The following is a 23448-nucleotide window of genomic DNA, read 5'->3' on the forward strand; positions in this document are numbered from 1 at the left end:
TAGCTTCTAAAATAAAATTTTAAGTTAAATGTGTCTAATTAATTTTTATCCATTCAACATGATCAATTGATTTCCATTTCTCCTTTTTATATATAACTTTTGTAGAATCATCCTTTTGATTAATACTCCATTTAAAACTTTCATCAATAGATTTCTTTGAATTAAGTCTCCATGTCTTTCCGCCATCATGTGTAATAAAGGTAACTGGCTCAGTATCTTCATAATTGTTAGATGAATCCTTACACCAAGCAAACATAATTCCATCTTCTTGAGAAAAAAATACCGGTAAACAAGTAGAGAATTGAATATCAGAATATTGTGGTGGCACATCAATATTTTGCTCCTTCCATGTTTCTCCCCCATCTGTAGTTTTGTACGAAGTTAATCTCCCATTCTGAGGAATATTATGTATTATCCATCCTACTTTACTGTTTATAAATAAAATATCTCCTCCTATTATTGCAGATGAAACAGTTGCAGAATCCTCCATTCTTTGCCAACTCTTTCCACCATCAGTAGTTTTAGAAAGAATAAGTCTATCTTCACCTGCTCCAGCTGGCTCAATATAGCCTTTCCAACCTACGTTCTTATTTATAAAAACATATTCTTCTGTGTCATCATAATGTCCAACGTTTTTATATTTCACATAAGTAATCCCATGATTAGGACTCCATTTCTTTTTTGGATTAGGAAGATATGATATTGGTGTTTGCTTTATTGGAGTATTAGATGGTTCAATTGAAGGTGAAATTGATGGTTCGAATACAGGTGTGCTAGTTGGTTTAGATGTTGATGTACTAGATTCAACAGTTGTTGATATATTTTGAGGAGTCTCTTTTATATTAGAATTAACTAAAGTCTGATTACTACATGCAACCAGGCAAATAACTAAACTAATTGTTAATATTATTTTTTTTCTCATAGTTCCCCCCTATGGTTTTCTAACAGAAAGCATTAATGTAATTCATAGCAAGAATTTTTTATAAACTTTAAATAGAGTATAACATTTAAACCAAAAGTTTAGTACCATTATATGTAAATTTAGCCTATAATTAAAAAGTATTAATAATAAAATAATAAATTCGTTAATACTTAAGTTATATATGGCCAAACTATATCTATTATTACTTCTGAAACGTATTGGAGGCGAAGAACATGGCAAAAGATCGATTAACTCCTTGCATGTACTATCTTGCAAGAGGCGAATGTAAAAAAGGACGGGAAGCTGACCATTATGGCTATTGTCAACATTGTGATAAATATTTTCCCAGAGCAAAAGTTAAACATAAAAATATGAAAAAAGAAAAAATTGAAAAGATTAAGAGAAATGAAAAATACTGATAATATTCATATAAAAAGAGGTTATCCTAGGCACTTAATATGCTCAGGGATAACCTCTTCTATATTCGTATATTCTACTATACTTATTTTAGGAATCTAGCCTAATTATTACTCAGCTTATTTAATTACAATTCTTCCTTGTCCAGCTGGATTAGCGTATTCATTTCCAACTACACCTTTAAGGTTATTTGTAAGATATGTGATTAAGATTTCATTATCTACAGCAACTTCATCTTTTAGAATCTTGTTGCTCTTGAACATGGTATATCCATCACCACAGCTCTTTAATGTATAATTAATACCAGCTAATTTATATGTTTTTGCAAGATCTAGATCTTCATATTTTCCAGTTTTGCTGTTTAATACTTTTACATTTTGTACACGGTATTGTCCGCCTACACTTACAAACATTCCTGATGCATCTAATTTTACACTAGTAGGAACTGACTTATTGATCTCATAAGTCATACCAGATACTTGTAAGAATCCGCCGTTTTCTTCTGGGTAATTTCTAGCACCCATTTCTAGAGCGTCTTTAATCTGTTGACCTGTTGCTTCTACTACACAACCCATATTACTCCATGGGAATACGGATAATAAATCATTATATGTAACATCACCCTTTGCAATATTTGCACGGATACCACCACCGTTCATGATAGCTACATCTGCATCAAGAACATTACGAAGTGCATCTGCACAGAAATCACCAAGATTAGTTTCAGAACTACGAACTGCACGTTTATTAGTTGTAACATCTAAAGTTGTTAAATCAACTGTTGTTTTACCAATTACTTTTGATATTTGTGCTTGATATTCTTCCTTAATAGAATCTATGTATGCTTTTACAGTATCATCTGTCTTAGTATATTGTTTTACAGGAACTAAATCAGTTGTGATATCTCCATCATTTTCAATTACTAATTCACCAATGTTAGCAAATTTAGTTCCAGTTGAAGACAATACTACTTGATATCCATCTTTGTTATCAACGAAGTCTTCTGGAATAGTACTGTGAGAATGACCATCTAATACAACATCAATACCAGTTGTATTCTTAATTACGCTAGTTGATGACCAACGGCTCTCAACGCCTTCTGTTCCTAAATGTGCAAGTGCTACAACATAGTCCGCTCCAGCTTTTCTTGCTTCATTTACTGTCTTTTGAACTCTTTGATATAAAGCTTTTCCTGTTGTGTCACTGCAGAAACCATAGATGTATTTACCGTTCTTATCTTGGAAATAAGTTGGTGTAGATTTTGTAATTGATTCTGGAGTTGTAATTCCAACATAAGCTACTTTTTTATCACCGTAAGTCTTCATAGTATAACCTTTGTAAACTGGCTTGTTCGTCTTTAAGTTCATAAAATTACAGCTTACTACTTTACTTTTTAACTCTTTTGTTAATGCAGTTAATTGTTTGATTTGATAATCAAATTCATGGTTACCAAGAGTAACTACATCATATCCAACTTTATTCATAATCTTAACAATGTTCTCACCTTTAGATAACGCACCAATGGTTGCACCTTGTACAAAATCTCCATTTGAAACTACGGATACATATTTTGTCTTGCCCTTCATATCCTTCTTAAGTGATGAAATGGAGGCATATCCGTCAACGGCACAATGTACATCGTTATCGTAAAGAATAACGATATCACCTTTTGATACCCCGTTTGCTGGCTCTGTTGATACTGGAGTTGTTGTCTGTGTTGTTGTAGTTGTATCTGCTGCTTGTAATGTCTGAACTGGAAGTCCTGACATACCAAACATTAAAGCAACTGCAAGTACTGTTACTACTACTTTTTGTAATCTACTTTTAATCTTCATTGTATTTCCTCTCTTTCCAATTATTAATCTAGCTTTATGGTAGCATATATTGGAAGCTTTTTAAAGTAAAGTATATATTAAACTTTGTTAAGTTTTCTATTGGTTTTGCTAATAAAACTCTATATTCGACAAGGAAATGATTATTTAGTAAATTAATCTATTGGACCATATATTACATTTCCTGTTCTAGTACCTTCACGAATGAAGCCTATTTTATATAGGTATTCCGTCCACAAAAAAACAGAAGAAAGATATAATTTATTACTAACTTTCTTCTGCTAAACCTGTCTATACTATTACATTAGCTATATCTCTAATATTGTAATTTTAAACTTCCAATAGAAATTTATTTATTAACACTTCCAGATCCATATTAGCAATATCATTCAATGTATATTCCTTTGCTAGGTACCCAACAAATTCTGCTCCCAAATAGTATCCGACGTCTGAATGCTCCATGAATTTGCACCAATCTCCAAAGAATTCTTGGACATTTTCATTTCTAGTAACTCTCTGCTTGTACTCTGCAATCAGTATACTTCTATTTCTGTCACACCATTCCAACCAACCATTGATATTCTGATGATAAAAGCGCCCTTTATTATATAATAACTGCTCACAATACATGGCTACACCTTCTCTATATAATCTCCATATAGCATGCTGACTTTGTGTAACAATTTCGGTAACCACATTCCTTGTTGTATCATGCCATATATGACCTAATTCATGATAGATTAATGCAGCTAGATTATTTTCATCATACCAATGAAGCTCAATAATCTTTTCTATACCAAGTAAGACTTTTTTTCTTCCATTGATTTGTGTTGCCCATCCAGCACCATTGCATAACCCCAAATATAGAATAATATCTACGTCCAAATCCTTACCAAATATATTCATAACTCTTTCTTGTAACTTTTCTGTAACTTTCAGAAATGATTGATGTAACTGCTCTAACTCTTTATTACTACTTATAGATAGATTTAATACCGGTAATATTTTTCTTTCATAATCATATTCATTAGAATCCGCTTCTATCCTCTTTGCTAAATTAGACTCAATCGAATTCGCATAGTTTCTCCAAGTATCTTTACTAAATGTCTTACCTATAAATAGTCTCTCTACTTCACTATATGTATCAATCAGATTCATTTTATCCAGCTCCTTAGTAGAATATTTTTACTTACGTTTACCCATTTACTTCACCTATTTCCCAACATAATAGCATCAAATAGGGTACAAATAGACCTTTTTGTGCTTCCATTTTTTGGTGATGTTTGTTATGATATACTATATCACATTTATAATGAGAAGTGAATGATCTAATGCCACGAACCTTATAGTGTCCATGACAGATGAAATACTAGTTATTATAATAATTTTAAGGAGGCTTCTGATGAAGAAAAAAACAGCTAAATACTTGAAAGAGTTAGTTACTTCATTAGCAATTATGTGTTTTATTCAATTTATTCTTAGTTATTTAGACCATGCTGCAATGTTTTCAAAATCATTTATAGTATTTTTAGTAACATTCATTATAATATCTTTATTTTTTAGATTTGGGATAAAAGACGATGAAGAATAACTATTAGGCAGTATTAGTAACTATAGCCTCAACAATACCTTAAATATCAGCTTCTCACCTTCCTTATACCCCTTAACCATTCCTCCATGCAATCTTACAATACTATTAACAATTGACAATCCTAACCCACTTCCCTCTTCGCTTCTCGAGTTATCTCGTTTATATAACCTATGAAAAAGGAGTTCTATTTCTTGTTCTGTTATTTCCTCTTTTGGAACATTACTTATTGTAAACACACCATAACTTACATGATCAACCTTTTCAGTAGCACTCTTCATGAAAACCGTCGAATCCCTTTTTGAATATTTCAAAGCATTAGCAAGAAGATTATTTAATACCCTAGCCAATAGCTCAGTATCTCCATTGCAGTAGATTGGCTTCTCATATAACTCTGATCTAAGAGTTAATGTATTTTCCTTGAATTGGTCTTCTTCCTCTTCATAGAATTGTCTTAATAACTCATTTAATTCGAACTTTTCATAGTTCATCTTTATATCACTTGAGTTAAGTTTTGAATACTGAAAGAAATCCTCTAACATCGATGCTAAGAACGTACCTTTTCCTTTCATAATATTCATATAGGTATCTAGTTCCTCCCTAGAATCATACTTACCATCTTTTATCATATCCAGATATCCTAATATCGTAGTGAGTGGCGTCCTTATATCATGAGATATATTTGTAAGAAACTCATTCTTTTTCTGTTCTTCACTGTCTAATGAATCCGCCATATAATTAATATTTTCTGCTAACTCTCGTAGTTCATTATGATATTTACAAGGAACCCTATGAGCTAGATCCCCTTTGGCAATCTTATCTACTGCTTTTCGTATATCGGAGATATAGGATACCCTTCCCCATATAAGATATAAAAAGCACACCAGCGCTCCAATTAATGCAACTGTAAGCATACCAGTATCATCTTCATCATATTTCAGATAGGTATAATACAGATACTGATTATCTTTTAAGTAATCACAACCCGTTACTTTAAATACATTCTTATCTTTCTTAGAAATTGTATATTCATATCTTCCATCTACAATTTCTGCCGAATCAATTTTTAGAATGCCATGATTACTTCCCGTAAGTACTTCTCCTGTTGCATCTACTATATAGAATTCATAGCCAACTTGAAAACTATACTTTTTGTGTATTATCTTTTGTACCTTATGTACGTTGTTCTTCAAATCACAGTTCATTAGGTCTTTTTTTAATTCTGTTATACCCTCAGAATATACCTTATCTATTCGAGTAGTTTCATTATTCCGTTCAAATCCAATCCCCTTATTTCGTATGACAATAGCCACACTAAGAGATATTGCCAAGGATATCAACATAATGATAACTAACTCTCCTCGAAGCTTAATTTTCCTTTTCAATCTTATACCCCGTTCCCCAGATGGTCTTTATGTACTGTCCTTCTTTTACCTTATCCCCTATCTTTTCTCTAAGATTACGCATGTGTGTAATTACACTATTATCATTCTCTAAAAAGGACTCTTTCCAAATTAATTCGTAGAGCATCTTTGTAGAGTATACTCTGCCTTTATTCGAAGCAAGCGTACATAATATCTCGTACTCCTTTGGCGTTAGAATCACTTCCTCTTCGCCCTTATATACTGTATGTTCCAGCTTATTAATTTCCAGATCTTTTACCCTTAAGATTGAATCTTCGCTATCTGTGAATACGTTAGTTGTTCTCTTTAATATTGCTTGAACCCGTAAGGATAGTTCCGCAAAGTCAAAAGGTTTCACTACATAATCATCGCATCCTTTTGTAAAACCTTTGATCTTAGATAATTGCTCTCCTTTGGCTGTTAACAATATGACTGGCGTATCACAAAATGTCCTAAGTTTCGTAAGCATGGTGTAACCATCCATATGTGGCATCATGATATCAAGAAGAATGATAGAAAACTGATTTCTTCTTGCGAAATCTAATCCTTCCTCTCCATTACACGCACATAATACTTCATAACCCTCTCTTGTAAAATACGTTCCAATCATATCTCTTATGTCGCTATCATCATCTACAATTAATATTTGATTCTTAATAATAATTTCCCCCTATATCCATCATTCTTCTTTTTGACTAATTACGTGCTTTTCATATTCTTTTCTAATAATAAAAAGTCCATATACAAAAAGTGGTAATAATATTATAACACAAACTACCGTCTCATCTAGTGTCGTTGTTTTATATGATTTATCAATTCCACCATTGACTGCTATTTCTTTTAGACTTCCTGCTATGTCAAATAATCCATGAAGTAACATGGCAGGATAGATACTGCGATTTCGAATCATACTCGCACAGAAAAACACTCCAACAAAACTTGCATATATTACCTGTGTTACTGTGTAAAGGAATGATGAATCACCTAATATATAATGAATAAAATGAGTCAATCCAAATATTAAGCTCGAAAGCAAAATAGCACTGTAGTATCCTCGTTTTGACCCTCCCCATTTTTCTAACATCACAGTAAATACAACACCACGGCATAGCGTTTCCTCAAATAATCCTGTTGAGAGATAAACTAATACAAATAAAAGAATCAGCAATGGTTTTGACTTATCAATAGCAACGCTACCTAAATAATCGGAGGCATTTAATAGAATAAAGCATATCATTGGCCAAAGTATCCATAATTCATTACATTTTCTTTGGAATCCCGCTTTCTTTAAGTAATCAATCTTCTTTAAAAACAAGATCAGAATCACGCTCACGACGGTTTGTTCGAGAATTCCTACTATATATTCAGCTTCTTGCTGCCCACATATCGAGTCAAAAAGAAATGATAAGGGTATCGATGTAAGAGCAACAGATATGATGATAATAGCTAGTGAAAATATTACTGGCCTCTTTAATATAAATTTTCTTGTTTGGTTCATAAAAAATAACTTCCCTTCTTTAATTAATTGTTGTTATCTAACATCTCTCATTCTAAATCACTAAACTTTATTTTTTATTTAGTAAAAATAAAGAAAAAATAAAGTTGCATACACTTAAAATCATCATCAACTCTATACAGTTTTACATTATACTTTAGGATTCTATTTAAATATATCATAATTTATTTATCGTTTTATTTTAAATTTATATTGATTTATTTAAATTTTTATTCTATACTATGTTCGGAGGTGATTCCTATGAAAATAAATAAATTGATATCATGGTTGAATGTTACAGGAATTCTATTAAAAGTTGGAGGAATATTATTTTATCTAAGTAACCTACTTACAAATAGTCATTTGCATACTTTAGCTAAATTTAATAATACTAAGATTTATGTGCCTACACTTACAACGTACCAGTTTGAAGTAATTAGCACAATTCCATTATTTATATTAATATTAATAGGGTTAAAAAGGTTTATTACAATTCTAAAATCTGTAGAAAAGAAAGAGACACCATTTTTCAAGGAGTGTGTTACTACTTTTAGAAATTATGCTAAGACAATCTTAATCTTTGGAGTTGTAAAAGTAATGATTGGCATCTGTGGTAACGCTATGGGCTTAATTCCAGCAAATGAATTTAACTTTGACGTGGTAGTTGTGATCTTCCCACTTGAATATGTTGTTGCTTCGTTGATGATGTATGGAGTTGCTTACATTATAGATTCAGGGATAAAGTTACAATCAGAAAATGATATGTTTATATAAGGTGATGCAGGATGATTATAGTAAGATTAGATAGAGTAATGGCGGACAGAAAGATGTCCCTAAATGAACTTTCACAAAGAGTCGGGTTAACTACTGTTAATCTGTCCTTGTTAAAAACAGGGAAAGCAAAAGGAATTCGATTTAATACCTTAGCTTCCATATGTAAAGAGTTAGAATGCCAGCCAGGGGATATCTTGGAATATGTTGATGATGAGATGTAAAGGTTAAGAAATAACTGTTGTTATAATATATAATACTTAAGAAAAGAGACTTGAGAAAAGTAAATAACTAAATATTAGTATTTTGTAGTATAGAGATAAATAAATAACAATACTCATAAAAAAAGTAACAGGAGAAAATTATGAAAAAGCATTTAGAAAAAGCAATAATTATATTATTGATAATTACAATAATTCTTCCTGGATTTAACGCTAGGAAGGCACATGCTGAGACAAATAATGAATATTATATATTCCTAGATGGCCATTATTGTAATAATATTCGTGCTATAAAATACAATAATACGGTATACATTGACTTAGCGTCTATATATAAATTCTTATATTATAGTGAAAACGAAAAATGGATTGATAAAAAAGATATAGGTTGTGATTATTCTATTATTAAAACCAAACCATACAAAGCAGAACTTGCTATATCACCTAATAAAATTTCTGATGCTTTCTCACTTATAGATTTTACAGAGGGCAAGAAAGAGTATACTATAAAATGTGATGATTCAACAATTCCTACTAGAAAATATAAAGCAGACAGACCACCTGTTGTAATTGGAGAAGGTGAGGATGCAATCTTTTATGTGCCAGCTAAATCGTTAGATAAACTACTCTATTATAAAAGCTTTAGTAAAGAAGAAACAAAGAAATATCTAGGAGTAGAAGGAAATATTATTGCTTTTTCTGATCAAATGAAGATAAATAGTATTAGTAAAGCAGTCAAATGCGGAAGTACATATTCTGAACGAAATAAGAACATAGTGAATGCAACCAAGTTAAGTATTAATCTTTGGGAACATTCAGACGATAAAGAAGACGGTGATTCTTACCGATATGGATATGTTGAATATAATAATATTAAGTCCATAGATATCACTCGTAGTTATACTCGTGATCATAAAACAGAAAAAATTATGAGTCAACAAGAACAGCTAGATTTAGTTGGTACATCGCAAAAACCAACATGGACTTCTAGCGATTCCTCCATTCTTCAAATCTCAAATAATGGAGAGATTATTCCAATAAATTTTGGAAGTGCTGTTGTAACAGCAACTATTAGCAATCGTTCCGTATCTTGTACGGTTAATGTATGTCCTGATGGTCTTAATAGTGCTACATTAGCTAAAAAAACTTTTGGTTTAACAGATGAATCACTTGAGACATATAATATTATACAAGAATTTGTAAATAACAATATTACTAGTTCTATGTCGGATACGGATAAAGTAAATATAGTATTAGACTGGTTTATAAATAATAAACAGTATGACGATACACTTCAAAAATATAGTCCTTTAGAGGCTATCGTAGGCAAAGAAGCAGTATGTGCTGATTATGCATTAGCATTTCGATTATTTATGAATATGCTAGATATTCCTTGCTACTATGTAGAAGGTTATTCAAAGGATAAACCGGATGTGGGACATGCTTGGAACTGTGTATATGTTAATAATAAATATTATTATGTAGATGCCACTTGGTCTTCTGCTTCAAAAAAATATTTTTCAGAAACACTCTGGACAGATCATATGGAGTATACAGAAGTAAATTATTTTGATGAAGCACATGGCTTTGGAGGTAAATAGTTAAATTAAAATATAATAATTTTAGATATATGAGCAGAGGATAAAAAAGCTGAATCCTGTATAATACAGAAATCAGCTTCCTATCTGCCTAGCTTTTATAAAATGTTGCTGACTAGGGTTCTATTTAACTCTACCTAGGTTTATTTTCTAATAATATCAGATAAGAATCTAAATTTTAATATCCTCATATTAGTTCCGTTTTTTATTTCACACTACATCTGCTTTCTTACAATCTTATATTCATCATTAATCTGAAAATAAGCACAATTATGATGAGTATCACTTAAGAATCTACCCAATTCATCTTCATCCAAATTAGCTAAACATTGATAACATTCATATTCCTCATCATATACATAGTTTATACAATAATCGCAATTAGTTTTACCGCCCATTATCATCTTCCTTAACTTTCCTGAGTATTTGGTATATTATCTGGAATATACCTTTGTATTGGTTTTTATTTTAATATACCTATTATAAATAAAGCTTCGAATAAACACAATATCTTACTTGCTTCGTTATCTATTACTAAAAAAACTTCGAAGTTATCTAGCTAATTGAATACATGATAACTTCAAAGTCTTAGTCATGGTTCGTGTGATTGATTTTAGCTTAATATATCCCCTAATTCCGTAACACCTTTCTTATAGCAATCTTGAACTTCATTTAGCATACTTGTATAGAATGCTATGGCCGATGATTGTCTTTCTTTTGCTATTTGCATTCCCCTGTTTGTATAGAATTTATCGTATAATTTTTCTAATTTATATTTATACTCCCGAAAGAAGGAAGGAAGTTTATCATTTTCACCATTAAGAACACATCTATTTTCATCTACAGAATATAAAGGTTCTGAAACTAGAGCATTATATAAAAGTGTTCTGGCTATACCTAGTGTTCCAGTAACATCTAATTTATCCGCATCAAATAATATCTTGGCCTCAATGCTATTAGGTGGATTATCACTTCGAAATCTGTGTGTTAAAATACATGATTTTACGAGATTTGCCTTTTCTTCACTAAAACTGATATCTATTAAATATTGATATGCCTTTTCACTGCCTATTTTAGCATGACATAGCTTAGGATCTTTAAATTGTTCTTGTCTCCCAATATCATGAAGTAAACAAGATATAATCAAGATATCCATATCTACTTCATTCTCATACTTTGCAATATCCAAAGCCATATATAATACTCGATAAATATGTTCTTTATCATGTGCACTATCTGTCATGCATGATAACATGTAGTTTTCAACTTTCTGATACAATTCAGTTTTCATTGGTTTCTCCTATCAATTCAATAATTATTGTTCCTATATAATTCATAAAAATTAAGCACATAATTTAACCCATTTCTTTTGTCAACCATTGGCTTAGAATGTGTATAATGAAAACCGCAGGATTGCTGTAATCTCATTGACGCTATATTTTCTGACCTGCATGAATATACTATTTTCACAGCTCCCAAATCTTCAAAACAGTAATCAATCAACGCTATCAAAATCTGTTTTCCATAGCCACGTCCAACAAACTGAGTCCCTATAGCAATTCCACTATCCTCATAAACCTTATCTTCGATTTCCATCATTCCAGCAAATCCAATTGCTTGTCCACTATTCTTCTCATATACCAAATATGCAATCTTATCCTTTTGAAACTCAATTGTTTTTTTCATCCTATCTTTGGCCTCTTCTATATTTTTTATAGGTGTCCAAAGCATATGTTTTGCTGACTCTTCCTGTGACCATATATTGATATACATATCATTCACATTGTTTATTGATGCTTTTTTTAAGACTAAATCTTTTGTTTCTAGTTGTTCTTTATACATTAACTAATCCTCCCAAAGTAATCTTTTGCCTTGACCATAATATGAGTCACGCAATCGGTTTTTGCCTCTACATATTCACTTGGACTGTAACGGAATTTCACAGAAGCGTCTTTCTTTATTCTTTCATATTCCTTTAATGCTTCGTTGTTAATTCTTAAATAATCTCGGAACATTAATTCATCGGATATATGCGAGTTTCCCTTTTGATAAATATGTAAATGATGAGTGTGAACATCTATATTATCTTGATTTAATTTTACAAAGTACCTTCTACCAACAATTCCATTTTCTCCTCTAGCATTATATCCGTATTGTTTTAATATACTGTTGAATACATCAATCTGCATAATATCATTAACAACAATCATTATGTCGATAATGGGCTTGGCACTCAAGCCTTTGACGGCAGTTGAGCCAAAGTGTTGAATATCAATTATTAAATTACCTAATATGCTTGATAATAGAACTTTTTCTTTTTCATACATTTCATCCCATGAATTATCATAAGGTACTACTAACATTTTTCTAGGCATACCTACCTCCAATTTTTCAATATTCTAATTAACTAAAACTTCCTTATAGTGCTGTTAAAGGTTAAATACTATTAGCCTTCATATTATTTCCATTTTACACCATATCCTTAATAATTTTCTACTATTAATTACACATCATATATAAAAAACCTGTCATAAATGTAGGATTATTTCTTGGATTTTTATTGTTTGTTTGTAGAAACTCATACGTGTTCAGGTCTGAAAATAGAAAGAAATACACTGCCTTGATAAAAAAATAGACCTGAGACGGGGCAACTTAATGCCCTATCTAGGTCTGAATTTTTATTATTTTGCAATGTTTCACATTCATCTCTTAACTTGTCAACGAGGGTAAACGAGGTTGCCTTTTGGATAAAACGGGGTTCCTCGAGACAAATCATCTTCTGCCCCTACACCCTACAACTCCACTCTACCCTCAAGTGCGCGAAGTAACGTAACTTCATCAATATATTCCAAATCACCACCGACAGGAACACCACTTGCGATTCGGCTTACCTTGATACCAGTTGGCTTAATCAGCTTACTAATATACATCGCTGTAGTCTCACCTTCTAGGCTAGAATTCGTTGCAATGATAACTTCCTCTACATCACCTTGAAGACGTAGCATCAGTTCCTTTAACTTAATCTCGCCTGGGCCAATTCCTAGCATTGGTGAGATTGCACCATGAAGCACATGGTAGACTCCTTCGAATTTGCCTGTCTTTTCATAAGCAGCGAGATCTCTTGGATTCTCTACTACCATGATGATCTTCTTATCTCTCTTTTCACTACTACAGATTGGGCAATACTCTTTATCTGTAAGTGTATAACACATCTTACAGTAACGAACATTATGCTTTGCATCAACAATAGATCTAGATAGATTATTTACTTGATCCTCTGGCATGTTAATAATATGAAAAGCAAGACGTTGTGCTGATTTGGTTCCTATTCCTGGAAGACGTTGTAGTTCTTCAATCAACTTACTAATCTGACTGCTATAGTAATCCATTAGAAAGGAAATCCTCCGCCCATGCCACCAAGGCCTCCAGTGATTGAATTCATAACTTGTGAAGATTCTTCTTCCATCTTTCTTAAAGCTTCATTCGTAGCAGCTACGATTAAGTCTTCTAACATCTCGATATCATCTGGGTCTACTACTTCTTGAGATAATTTAACGGATACTACTTCTTTTTTACCAGATACTTTAACGGTAACAGCACCGCCACCTGCAGTTGCTTCCCATTCTTTATCTTCGATCTCTTTTGTCTTTTCTTCCATCTGCTTTTGCATCTTTTGCGCTTGCTTCATCAGATTTTGCATATTACCAGGCATTCCTCCGCCTGGAAATCCTCCACGTTTTGCCATATTTAAATATCCTCCTTGCGATTAATCTTCATATTCAATTTCAATATTTTTTATTATTTTAGTCAAGTCAGGTAACGAATCCTTCGTATCGCTGCCTTGATTAACTAGCTTTGTCTGAATCTTCACTTTTTTACCAATCTGAGCTTCTATCACATCAGCAATCTCTTCCAAGTGATCATCCCTATTTATTGTATCATGTTCTACTTTATCTGCAAATACCAATAATAAATTGTTATCGCTTCCGATACTAGGCTTAGCTACTCCAAGCATTGCTTTTACTAATCCAGATGTCTTCATAACGATGTTATTCCAGTTCTTTGCCACTGCCTTTAAGTCATCTGGTATTGCATCAGGAAGAATCCGTTCTTCTACCTCATTACTTTGACTCGTAGCATCTCCCGTCTCTTGCAGATTAACAGATTCACTACCTACCACTGTTTTAGAGGGTGCAATTGCTACGCCATTTTCAAGTTTTTGTTCTAACAAACTTAGACGATTCAATATAGAATCATAATTTCGCTCCATTTGTGGTTTACATAACTTAATTAGAGCTATTTCTACTAATACTCTCTTTTGTGTCGAATACTTTACTTGATTGGATAGATCAGAGAAGATACGAATATAGCGCATTAGTGTCTCCACTTCTATCTTTGTGGCTTCTTCCTTCATAACCTCAACATTTTCTTTGGAAGCATCAATGATATCCCATGCATTGTCCGACGTTTTAATTAATAACAGATTACGAAGGTACCAAGTAAAGTCTACAACAAATTGGCTTAACTCTCTTCCTGCTATAATTAATTCTTCTAATAGTTCAATACAGGATAGCACGGATTGATCACGAATGTTTGTTAACATCCTGCCAAAGACTTCTACATCAACCGCTCCAAGCACTTCAAGTACATTATCATAGGTTAACTTCTGCCCGAAATAAAAAGCAATACATTGATCTAGTAAACTAAGAGCATCTCTCATCGAGCCATCTGCTGCCTTTGCTACATAACGGATTGCTCTTTCTTCAACTTCTACATTTTCCTTCTCCATCAGATCCATAAGCCTTGCGGCTATCGTATCGATGGTAATACGCCGAAAATCATATCTTTGACACCTTGATAGGATGGTAATTGGTATCTTATGTGCTTCAGTTGTTGCTAAGATAAAGATAACATAACTTGGTGGTTCTTCTAACGTCTTTAACAGCGCATTGAACGCTCCTGCTGATAACATATGAACCTCATCGATAATATATACTTTATATCTGCCTTCAGTTGGCGAGTACTGTACTTCATCTATAATTTCACGAATATTGTCAACACCATTATTAGAGGCAGCATCAATCTCAATTACATTCATAGAGGTCTGGTGATTCATAGCTTGGCACATTGCGCATTCATTGCATGGACTACCATCTACTGGATGCTCACAATTCACTGCCTTTGCAAGTATCTTAGCTATTGTCGTCTTACCCGTTCCTCTAGTGCCACAAAATAGATAGGCATGTCCTAGCCTATTTGCCTTAATCTGATTCTTAAGGGTTGTTACGATATGATCTTGCCCCTTAACATCTTCAAATTCGCTTGGCCTAAATTTACGATATAGGGCTGTATATGACATGCTCTTCACTTCCTTTTCCTTCACATTTCAACCAACTGTCTTTGTCTTCCTTAGAATTATACCTTAAGATTTTATTTTTTTCAATTTATTCTGATAATATAGAGATTGTAGTGTGAAATAAAAAGAATTTCACACTACTGATTTGTACGTCGCCAAAGGCGACAGATGGGAGCTAGTGTGACTTACTTATCTCCAAAGCATACCCCTATACTTCTAGCTTCTTTAATAATGGATGCTTCTGGTTCCACCATCTTAAGCTTTCCAGCAACTTCACTTAATGGAACTGGTACAATTTCACCTTCACGAATTGCTACCATGTAGCCATATTGTTCCTTCATAACCAGTTCAGCTGCTGCTGCACCTAATCTAGTAGAGATTACACGATCATAGGCACATGGGCTTCCACCTCTTTGCATATGCCCTGGAACTGTAATCCTGATTTCTTGTCCTAGTCTCTCTTCAACTTCTTTTGCGATCTTATAGGATATAGAAGGATAAGATACACTCTTTTTCTTTATCTTTAATTCCTTCTTGCTTAATAAGGAATCTTCCACAGAGATTGCACCTTCTGCTACTGCTATAATGGAAGATCGGTTACCACCCTTTGTTCTTTTCTCGATAGCTTTTACAATCACATCAATATCATAAGGAATCTCTGGTATTAAGATTATATCGGCACCTGCTGCAATTCCTGCATGCAATGTTAACCACCCAACCTTATGTCCCATAATCTCTACAATAAAGATTCTTCTATGCGAAGCTGCAGTTGTTCTGATACAGTCAATGGATTCTGTCGCTATGTCAACTGCGCTTTGGAATCCAAATGTCATATCGGTGCCCCAGATGTCATTATCAATCGTCTTAGGAAGTGTTACAACATTAAGCCCTTCTTCTCTTAATAGATTCGCTGTCTTATGAGTTCCATTACCGCCAAGAATAATAAGACAATCTAGCTTTAACTTCTTATATGTTTTCTTCATCGCTTCCACTTTATCGAGGCCATTCGCATCCGGTGTCCTCATTAACTTAAATGGTTGTCTTGAAGTTCCAATCATGGTTCCACCTTCATTTAAGATATTAAAAAAGTCCGATGGCTGTAATAACGTATAATTTTCGTAGATTAGTCCTTTGTATCCTTCAAAAATACCGTATATTTCTATTTCATCAATTGCTTCATATAAACTTTTTGCTACACCTCTCATGGCAGCATTGAGACTTTGACAATCTCCACCGCTTGTTAACAACGCTACTCGTTTCATATGGACACTCCTTTCGATTATAAAGACCTTTAACAACTTGCGAAACTCTAATAATCTTTGTTATTATACTAAGAACTTTTACTCTTAATTATTATTTTAACCCAATTCTTGTCATATCATTATACATATGTTATTTATCAATCATATGAGTTGCCCGACAAATGGCCTATTTCAAAATCTAGCTTGGCAATTTGTCTATACGACCTCTAAAACAGGTCATTTGTCGGGCAGCTCATCGTATTTAATGATATAACGCCCTAAACACTTATTACCCTATTTTACTATATTCGTAGAAATAATACTACTAAAAAGGGATTGTACTTAACTAATCTAAGTACAATCCCTTACCTTTTAGGAGGTTATGTTTTATATGATATTTCTTCTATAGTATGTGTTCTGTTATTATTTTTTAATAGTTACTGTAATTTTTTTAGTAACTGATCCTATTTTAACTGTTACTACAACTTTACCAGGTTTTAATGCTTTTAATTTTCCTGTTTTGGAATTAATCGTAGCCACTTTCTTATTAGATACAGAATATTTAGGTGTACCCTTAATTCCATATGTATCTATTTTAAATGTATAAGTTTTACCAACTTTCAATGACTTAACTGATTTTTCAAAACTAATATATGGTTTCTTAACCGTTACCGTTGTAGTGAATGACTTACTCTCTTTATTAATTTTAACTGTTGTAGTAATGGTTGCAGTACCTTCACTCACCGCTGTAATATGTCCTGTACTAGATACAGCTGCTACTCTAGCATTACTAGAGCTATATGAAGTTGATGTAACATCATCTTTTGTTAACTTTGGAAGTGTTACACTGATATCATCTGTTTCATTTACAAATAGGTCTACTTTACTAGGGCTAACTTTAACATCACCAATTGATGCTGTCTTCTCATCCCCAGGTGCTTTTGTTGGAACTGGAGATGCAACTGGTGTTGATGGTGTAGATGGATCATAATTATTCGTAGGTTCTGTTACTAAGCTATATGTAGCGCTATTCATAGCATAATCATATACTTTAATTACATAATCAGAAGGTGATTTTCCTGTTAATCCTAATGCTTTTAAATCTACATTAACTACTGTAGTTGCTCCCTTTGTATCTTCATCTACTAATGTTTTTGCAACTGGTGTACTTAAATCTGTCTTATCGTATAAGAATACTACTGATACATATTGATTATCCTTAACGCTTATTTTGAAACTATCTGTACTAGCAGTTAATCCAACAAAAGAAGGTTTTTCAGTATCTATTGTTACTGGGAATGTTAAGGTAGCATTTGTATTGTTCTGGTCATGAGCACTATAATCAAGTGTTCCTTTTACACTGAATGTAACTGTTTTGTTATTTGCAATTACTTGGCCATTCTCGTCTTTTCCGTCAAAAGTCACATCATTGATATAGGTAGGTGCAACTCCATTTGCTGTTGAATTGTAGATTGATTTTCTTTCATAATTTAATACTCCAGATTTGATTACTTTGTTTGCATCTGATGTAATTGACCAATCAAGTTCTTTTGCATTTCTAAGTAAACTTAGTTGTGCAACTTCAAAGCTATCAAAGTCGCCATCACCGTTTGGTGAAATTGCTATTTTATCAAGATCAGCTTGTGGTTGTAATTGAGCATATTTATCACCATATATGAATGGATTGTAATTTCCAATTAATTTATACGCAATGCTATCAAAAGGATTTACTCCAAGATAGTTATTACCACCATTTGTATAAAGTGCATGAATTGTTTGTTGATATCCTTGAAGGTCATTTGCTGATCCTGAATCAAATAATGGTGCCTTTGTCCAATCTCCATAGAATCCCATAAATGGAATGGATAGATCACAGGTATTGCTTCCTTTTAGGAATACATAGCCATCTACAAATTCGCCATTTTCAAAACTAGCATCTAGGTAATCCTTTGCAGTTTGATCTAACTGAATTACTACCGTTACTTCTACATCATCATTTGGTTGTAAAGTAAGGCTATTAACTTCTTTTCCATTTACAATATATTTTACACTTGTATTGCTACTGATATCCTTAGAAGACTCTGCGACTGTACCACCATCTTCTGTTTCCGTTAATGTTGCAGCACTGAAATCATAAGTGATTGCTGATCCTGATACATTCTTAACATGGAATGACTTTGTAAAGCTTCCTGTCTTACTTGCATCATCACCTAAGTTAAGCTTTGGTCTTTGATTTGCTTCTACGTCAGCAGCTGTATAAAGATATCCACTTGTCGTAACCGCACGATATATATTTACAACTCCACTACCTTGCTTACGTGGCGAATAGTATACTCCATTTGCATCTTTTGATGGTTCAGCGGTACTCATTAATAATTGATTTGATAATTTTGCTTTGTCAACACTAGTTAATGTAGCAAATTTATTATTTAGATATTCTTTTACTAATGCAAAACTTCCTGCAATATGAGGTGCAGCCATTGAAGTACCATTCATACTTCCGTATTTACCTCCTGGTAATGCTGAATAGATATTCTCTCCTGGAGCTGCTATTTCTGGTTTTAATTTAAGATCTGGTGTAACTCCCCATGAGGAGAAATCAGATAGTTGGTTAACTTTGTTATTTGTAAATACTCCTTGATCACTTGTAACATGAAGTACTTTATCTGTAGCATTCACTAATGCAGTACCATCATCTAGTGTTATAAATACTGCTGGAATATCATAATGATCGATTGCCATAGTAAGCTTATCTCCTGGCTTATTATCATAAATAATAGCTGCAATTGCTCCATGATTTTTCGCATTTACAACTTTAGTATCAAAATTGATGGATCCACGTTGTATTAAAGCAACTTTACCATTCACATCAATTCCATTATAATCTTCTTCATTTCCTACTTTTGGTACTACAACGTAATCTAATGCCCCACCAGATACTGTACTTAATGTAGCACTGAAGGTTGGTTGAGATCCTACTGCACTTTCACTATATGTAATCTGTTTTGAATCTACTGTGAAGTAATATGCATGATACTTTGCATTAATTACACTTGCTACTGATGTACAAGCTTCATATGTAGATGGAGATCCAACAACTGCAGTATCTGGATTGGAAGCTAATGCCATCCCGCTTAATCCATTACTATGCGTCATACTATAACTATTTCCTGCAGATACTGCTAATGTAATGCCTGCTGCTTCAATACGATTATATACATCGGTAACCGATTGTTCTCCTTCATTAGTAAATCCATTAGAAGAACCTAAGCTCATATTGATAACATCTGCGCCAAGAGTTACCGTATCATCTAAAGCTGCTACGATATCTTCTGTTCCGGCGCCTTTATCATCTAAATGGTCACTAAATACTTTCATGATCATTAACTGAGCTTCTGGTGCAACACCAACGATATTACCATTACCAGCAACAGTTCCAGCTACATGTGTACCATGGCTATTTCCATTTTTCTCAACAGATTCTGGACTTGGATTAACGTCTGTATCTTGATCCGCATAGTCATATGCATAAGGTACTTTTAAGCTTCTATATGTATCAGTAGCCTTGGTAACCCCTGATTTTAATCCTGCACTAGCATCTATTTTACTTTGAATATCAGCACTTGTTATTCTTGGACTAGTAGGATCTGTTTTAAAACTTTCATGATTATAATCAAGTCCAGTATCTAAGATTGCAACAACTGTACCCTCTCCCTTATAATTAAGATCCCAAGTATCCTTTGCTCCAATAGTGTTAACACTTGAATCCATAACTGGCTCAACTCTATCGTAACTTCCTGCTACATAAGCTGCTTTTACATTAGGAAGTTTCTTGATATCATCTAATGCCTTGTATTCAACTTCTGTTGCAAATCCATTCATAACAGAAGTATAGTTATAGAGAACATCTACGTTACCAACTGATTTTAGATTTTCTATCTCGTCAGCCACTTTATCTTGTTTCTGTTCTAGATTGTCTGTGATTTGTTCTGCCTGATTTGTATCAGCATATTCATCAAAACTTGTTGCCTGGCTAGGTAGGCTGCCAGTTTGCTCGGCTTCTTCATACTTCTCTAAAAGTGGCGTATCCTTTAACTCAACGATAATTGTAACCTTATCATTTGGTGCATATTGTGTTGTTTCTCCTGATGCCTTTAAGGAATTCTCAGTAGCTTGATCAGCACCTGATACCTTTTCCATCGTTTTTACATCAGAACTTGCTGTCTGTGCTAAAGTAATATTTCCAGTTGACACTGTAGTAATTACTAAAGCAACTGCTGTAAATACAGCGGTGATTTTCTTTCTCATATTCATCCCTCTTTCTCTCTCAAATACTTTTCTTGCAAGTAGATCTCTCATATTATTCTATCTTATCTTTTGTATACGCCTATTACAAATAGGCTTCATTACAAATACACAACCTTAAAAATACAGATTCAATCGGGTAGGAGGTAGATAATTAATTTATCTACCGACCTCCCACACCACCGTACGTACCGTTCGGTATACGGCGGTTCTTTAGTTTTCACATATTTTCAAGTAAAACTCAGAGAATGTGGGATAACCCCATTCTCTGAGTTTTTCATTATTCAAGGCAAACTGTACCATTCTATTGTTGCTACAGTTCCATATTCCTTGGCGCATATTTGCGTGCCATTTTATAAAGGCTTCGTTCATACCTAGTTCCTTTAGTTTTCGATATTTCGTTTTTGTCTTCTTCCATTGTTTCCAATAGATTGCTCTTATTCTATGGCGTAACCATTTATCTATCTCCACTAGCATTTTATTCATATCTGCTAATCCAAAGTAGTTTATCCACCCTCTAATAAACTGTGTCAATTTCAGTGCTCGATATTCATTTCCCCATCCATTATGTCTGTCAGTAAGCTCTCTGATTTTATTCTTCATCTTAACTACTGATTTTGGGTGTATTCGAAATCTGCATTTTCCCTTGTATCTATAGAAGCTATATCCAAGGTATTTGACTTTGCTTATATGTGCCACACACGTCTTTGAGTGATTTACTTTTAGGAATAGTTTTCCCTCAATGTATGACACTATGTTGTTCAAGGTTCTTTCTGCACTTTTCTTACTTTTGCAGAAAATCATACAATCATCTGCATAGCGAACAAACCTATGTCCTCTGTTTTCCAGTTCCTTATCCAACTCGTTCAGCATTATGTTACTTAGAAGAGGACTCAATGGTCCGCCTTGTGGCATACCAACTTCTGTCTTTTCGAACATCCCTTTGCTAATAACACCAGCATTAAGATATTTGTGGATAAGCGATATTACTCTCCCATCCTTGACAGTTCGTGATAGAACTTCTATGAGTTTGCTTTGACACACTGTGTCAAAGAACTTTTCCAAATCCATATCTACCACATATACATAGCCATCGTTGACATTCGTTTGGCATTGTTTCAGTGCATCGTGTGCACCCCTGTTTGGTCGAAAACCAAAACTGTTTCCAGAAAACTGTTTCTCGAAGATTGGAGAAAGTACCTGTGTAATCGCTTGTTGAAATACTCTGTCAACTACTGTTGGTACTCCCAGTTTTCTAAACTCGCCTTTTGTTTCTTTGGGTATTTCCACCCTACGGACTGGGGTTGGTTTGTATTTTCCATCTTTTATCTGTTGGATAAGTTGCCTTTGGTTATCTCTCAGAAAGCCTAGAAGTTCATCCACGCTCATTCCATCAATACCGCCTGCTCCTTTGTTTGATTTCACTTTCTTGAAAGCCTTGTTAAGGTTATCTTTGTGTAAAATCTGTTCCATTAGATTGTCCGTCTGAAAATCTGTGATGATGTCGTTGTTTTCAGCAATCCTTTGATGGGCAAACACTTCTGCATACTCTTTCTGTTCCGCAGATACCGTTTGCAGATAGTCCTCTCTATGAAGTTGTCTGTTCTTAAATCCATCTTTGGTTACATTCATTTACTCACATCTCCTAAAGTTCAGTCCTTCCTACTATGTTTGCAACCACAGTAGTACTATGACCTCTGCTGACTTCTCGCCATTCGTTGTTACTACAGATTTCATACTCTGTTTCCATCTGCTGACGAGACCTCCCTAGGTACCACACGTTTCTTTCTCTCCATCCATCTGCCACATTTACCACAGTTAATTCCGAGTAGTTATAGGACTTCGGTTTGAGTAGCAACCTTATCCTTAACTGTAGCCTGATGTGATTTCTATTCGTCAGACCAGAGATTTGCCTCCACCTTCCTTCGGATTCCACCTCACGATGGACACCCTTGGTTTTGGCTGTATCCTTCCCACTACTAGGGCGGATTAGGGACTTTCACCCATTAGAAACGTGCGCCGCTAGGCGCACTACGCAAAAAAGACAAGAATTAATAATTCTTGCCTTGCTAAGTCATGTATATTGTTTTGTATAAAAATGCATCAAAAAAATAACATCCTAAGATATGTAGCGCGCAATAATTTGCGCATTTACAGCAAGGCCTCCCACGATAATCCGTTATACACCCTTGTATTCTCTTAATCGTCATTTAAATTTGTTTTATTCTACCATTAAATCCATAATAATGCAATAGTGCATATTCATTATTTTTTATTATTATTTATTAGTTTTATAAGA

General features: G+C 33.6%; 21 protein-coding genes. 5 read left to right on the forward strand and 16 right to left on the reverse strand.

Going from position 1 to position 23448, the window contains the following annotated elements; genetic code table 11:
* Nucleotides 1–34: 34 nt before the first annotated feature.
* Complete coding sequence (locus tag bsdtb5_RS20960; protein WP_271713893.1) at nucleotides 35–922, reverse strand: WD40/YVTN/BNR-like repeat-containing protein; 888 nt, start codon at nucleotides 920–922, stop codon at nucleotides 35–37.
* Nucleotides 923–1155: 233 nt separating this feature from the next.
* Here bsdtb5_RS20960 and bsdtb5_RS20965 point away from each other — a divergent pair, with 233 nt between their 5' ends.
* A complete protein-coding gene (locus bsdtb5_RS20965; RefSeq protein WP_271713894.1) occupies nucleotides 1156–1341 on the forward strand; it encodes a hypothetical protein in 186 nt (61 codons plus the stop codon).
* A gap of 117 nt (nucleotides 1342–1458) precedes the next feature.
* Here bsdtb5_RS20965 and bsdtb5_RS20970 read toward each other — a convergent pair whose 3' ends face one another.
* Together bsdtb5_RS20970 and bsdtb5_RS20975 are read right to left on the reverse strand one after the other, a co-directional pair.
* On the reverse strand, nucleotides 1459–3174 hold the full coding sequence (locus bsdtb5_RS20970; protein WP_271713895.1) for a bifunctional metallophosphatase/5'-nucleotidase: 1716 nt from the start codon (nucleotides 3172–3174) through the stop codon (nucleotides 1459–1461).
* A 327-nt stretch (nucleotides 3175–3501) separates the two neighbouring features.
* Nucleotides 3502–4329 carry a zinc metalloprotease gene (locus bsdtb5_RS20975; RefSeq protein WP_271713896.1) on the reverse strand — a complete coding sequence of 276 codons (828 nt, stop codon included), beginning with the start codon at nucleotides 4327–4329 and terminating at the stop codon, nucleotides 3502–3504.
* A gap of 244 nt (nucleotides 4330–4573) precedes the next feature.
* Here bsdtb5_RS20975 and bsdtb5_RS20980 point away from each other — a divergent pair, with 244 nt between their 5' ends.
* Entirely contained in the window at nucleotides 4574–4762 is a 189-nt protein-coding gene (locus bsdtb5_RS20980; RefSeq protein ID WP_271713897.1) for a hypothetical protein, read from the forward strand.
* 20 nt (nucleotides 4763–4782) lie between these two features.
* On the opposite strand, the gene bsdtb5_RS20985 is transcribed toward bsdtb5_RS20980, so the two are convergent.
* The 3 genes from bsdtb5_RS20985 to bsdtb5_RS20995 form a co-directional block, all read right to left on the reverse strand.
* The gene (locus bsdtb5_RS20985) at nucleotides 4783–6144 is read right to left on the reverse strand and encodes a HAMP domain-containing sensor histidine kinase (RefSeq protein WP_271713898.1); all 1362 of its coding nucleotides are present in this window, start codon (nucleotides 6142–6144) and stop codon (nucleotides 4783–4785) included.
* Nucleotides 6128–6772: a response regulator transcription factor gene (locus bsdtb5_RS20990; protein ID WP_334297400.1), complete on the reverse strand. Its 645-nt coding sequence runs from the start codon at nucleotides 6770–6772 to the stop codon at nucleotides 6128–6130. Before bsdtb5_RS20990 ends, bsdtb5_RS20985 begins: the two co-directional genes overlap by 17 nt.
* A gap of 69 nt (nucleotides 6773–6841) precedes the next feature.
* Nucleotides 6842–7660 (reverse strand): CPBP family intramembrane glutamic endopeptidase, encoded by an 819-nt coding sequence (locus tag bsdtb5_RS20995; RefSeq protein WP_271713899.1) that lies wholly within the window; start codon nucleotides 7658–7660, stop codon nucleotides 6842–6844.
* Between the two features lie 258 nt (nucleotides 7661–7918).
* Here bsdtb5_RS20995 and bsdtb5_RS21000 point away from each other — a divergent pair, with 258 nt between their 5' ends.
* From bsdtb5_RS21000 to bsdtb5_RS21010, 3 genes are all read left to right on the forward strand, one after another.
* Nucleotides 7919–8431 (forward strand): hypothetical protein, encoded by a 513-nt coding sequence (locus bsdtb5_RS21000; protein WP_271713900.1) that lies wholly within the window; start codon nucleotides 7919–7921, stop codon nucleotides 8429–8431.
* Nucleotides 8432–8442: 11 nt separating this feature from the next.
* On the forward strand, nucleotides 8443–8652 hold the full coding sequence (locus bsdtb5_RS21005) for a helix-turn-helix domain-containing protein (protein WP_271713901.1): 210 nt from the start codon (nucleotides 8443–8445) through the stop codon (nucleotides 8650–8652).
* Nucleotides 8653–8792: 140 nt separating this feature from the next.
* A complete protein-coding gene (locus bsdtb5_RS21010; protein WP_271713902.1) occupies nucleotides 8793–10250 on the forward strand; it encodes a transglutaminase domain-containing protein in 1458 nt (485 codons plus the stop codon).
* Nucleotides 10251–10462: 212 nt separating this feature from the next.
* On the opposite strand, the gene bsdtb5_RS21015 is transcribed toward bsdtb5_RS21010, so the two are convergent.
* The 10 genes from bsdtb5_RS21015 to ltrA form a co-directional block, all read right to left on the reverse strand.
* Nucleotides 10463–10645, reverse strand: a complete 183-nt coding sequence (locus bsdtb5_RS21015) for a DUF6472 family protein (RefSeq protein WP_271713903.1) — start codon at nucleotides 10643–10645, stop codon at nucleotides 10463–10465.
* A 215-nt stretch (nucleotides 10646–10860) separates the two neighbouring features.
* A complete protein-coding gene (locus tag bsdtb5_RS21020) occupies nucleotides 10861–11538 on the reverse strand; it encodes an HD domain-containing protein (RefSeq protein WP_271713904.1) in 678 nt (225 codons plus the stop codon).
* Nucleotides 11539–11555: 17 nt separating this feature from the next.
* Complete coding sequence (locus bsdtb5_RS21025; protein ID WP_271713905.1) at nucleotides 11556–12089, reverse strand: GNAT family N-acetyltransferase; 534 nt, start codon at nucleotides 12087–12089, stop codon at nucleotides 11556–11558.
* Entirely contained in the window at nucleotides 12089–12622 is a 534-nt protein-coding gene (locus tag bsdtb5_RS21030) for a GrpB family protein (protein ID WP_271713906.1), read from the reverse strand. Before bsdtb5_RS21030 ends, bsdtb5_RS21025 begins: the two co-directional genes overlap by 1 nt.
* Before the next feature lie 417 nt (nucleotides 12623–13039).
* Nucleotides 13040–13636 carry a recombination mediator RecR gene (recR, locus tag bsdtb5_RS21035; protein ID WP_271713907.1) on the reverse strand — a complete coding sequence of 199 codons (597 nt, stop codon included), beginning with the start codon at nucleotides 13634–13636 and terminating at the stop codon, nucleotides 13040–13042.
* The gene (locus bsdtb5_RS21040; RefSeq protein WP_271713908.1) at nucleotides 13636–13992 is read right to left on the reverse strand and encodes a YbaB/EbfC family nucleoid-associated protein; all 357 of its coding nucleotides are present in this window, start codon (nucleotides 13990–13992) and stop codon (nucleotides 13636–13638) included. Before bsdtb5_RS21040 ends, recR begins: the two co-directional genes overlap by 1 nt.
* A 21-nt stretch (nucleotides 13993–14013) precedes the next feature.
* Complete coding sequence (dnaX, locus tag bsdtb5_RS21045; protein ID WP_271713909.1) at nucleotides 14014–15606, reverse strand: DNA polymerase III subunit gamma/tau; 1593 nt, start codon at nucleotides 15604–15606, stop codon at nucleotides 14014–14016.
* A gap of 182 nt (nucleotides 15607–15788) precedes the next feature.
* Complete coding sequence (locus tag bsdtb5_RS21050; protein ID WP_271713910.1) at nucleotides 15789–16865, reverse strand: 6-phosphofructokinase; 1077 nt, start codon at nucleotides 16863–16865, stop codon at nucleotides 15789–15791.
* A gap of 402 nt (nucleotides 16866–17267) precedes the next feature.
* Nucleotides 17268–21152: a S8 family serine peptidase gene (locus tag bsdtb5_RS21055; RefSeq protein WP_271713911.1), complete on the reverse strand. Its 3885-nt coding sequence runs from the start codon at nucleotides 21150–21152 to the stop codon at nucleotides 17268–17270.
* 210 nt (nucleotides 21153–21362) lie between these two features.
* Nucleotides 21363–22781 carry a group II intron reverse transcriptase/maturase gene (gene ltrA, locus bsdtb5_RS21060; RefSeq protein ID WP_271712004.1) on the reverse strand — a complete coding sequence of 473 codons (1419 nt, stop codon included), beginning with the start codon at nucleotides 22779–22781 and terminating at the stop codon, nucleotides 21363–21365.
* Nucleotides 22782–23448: the final 667 nt, after the last annotated feature.

It is taken from the genome of Anaeromicropila herbilytica (genome assembly GCF_016591975.1).
GTDB lineage: Bacteria > Bacillota > Clostridia > Lachnospirales > Lachnospiraceae > Anaeromicropila > Anaeromicropila herbilytica.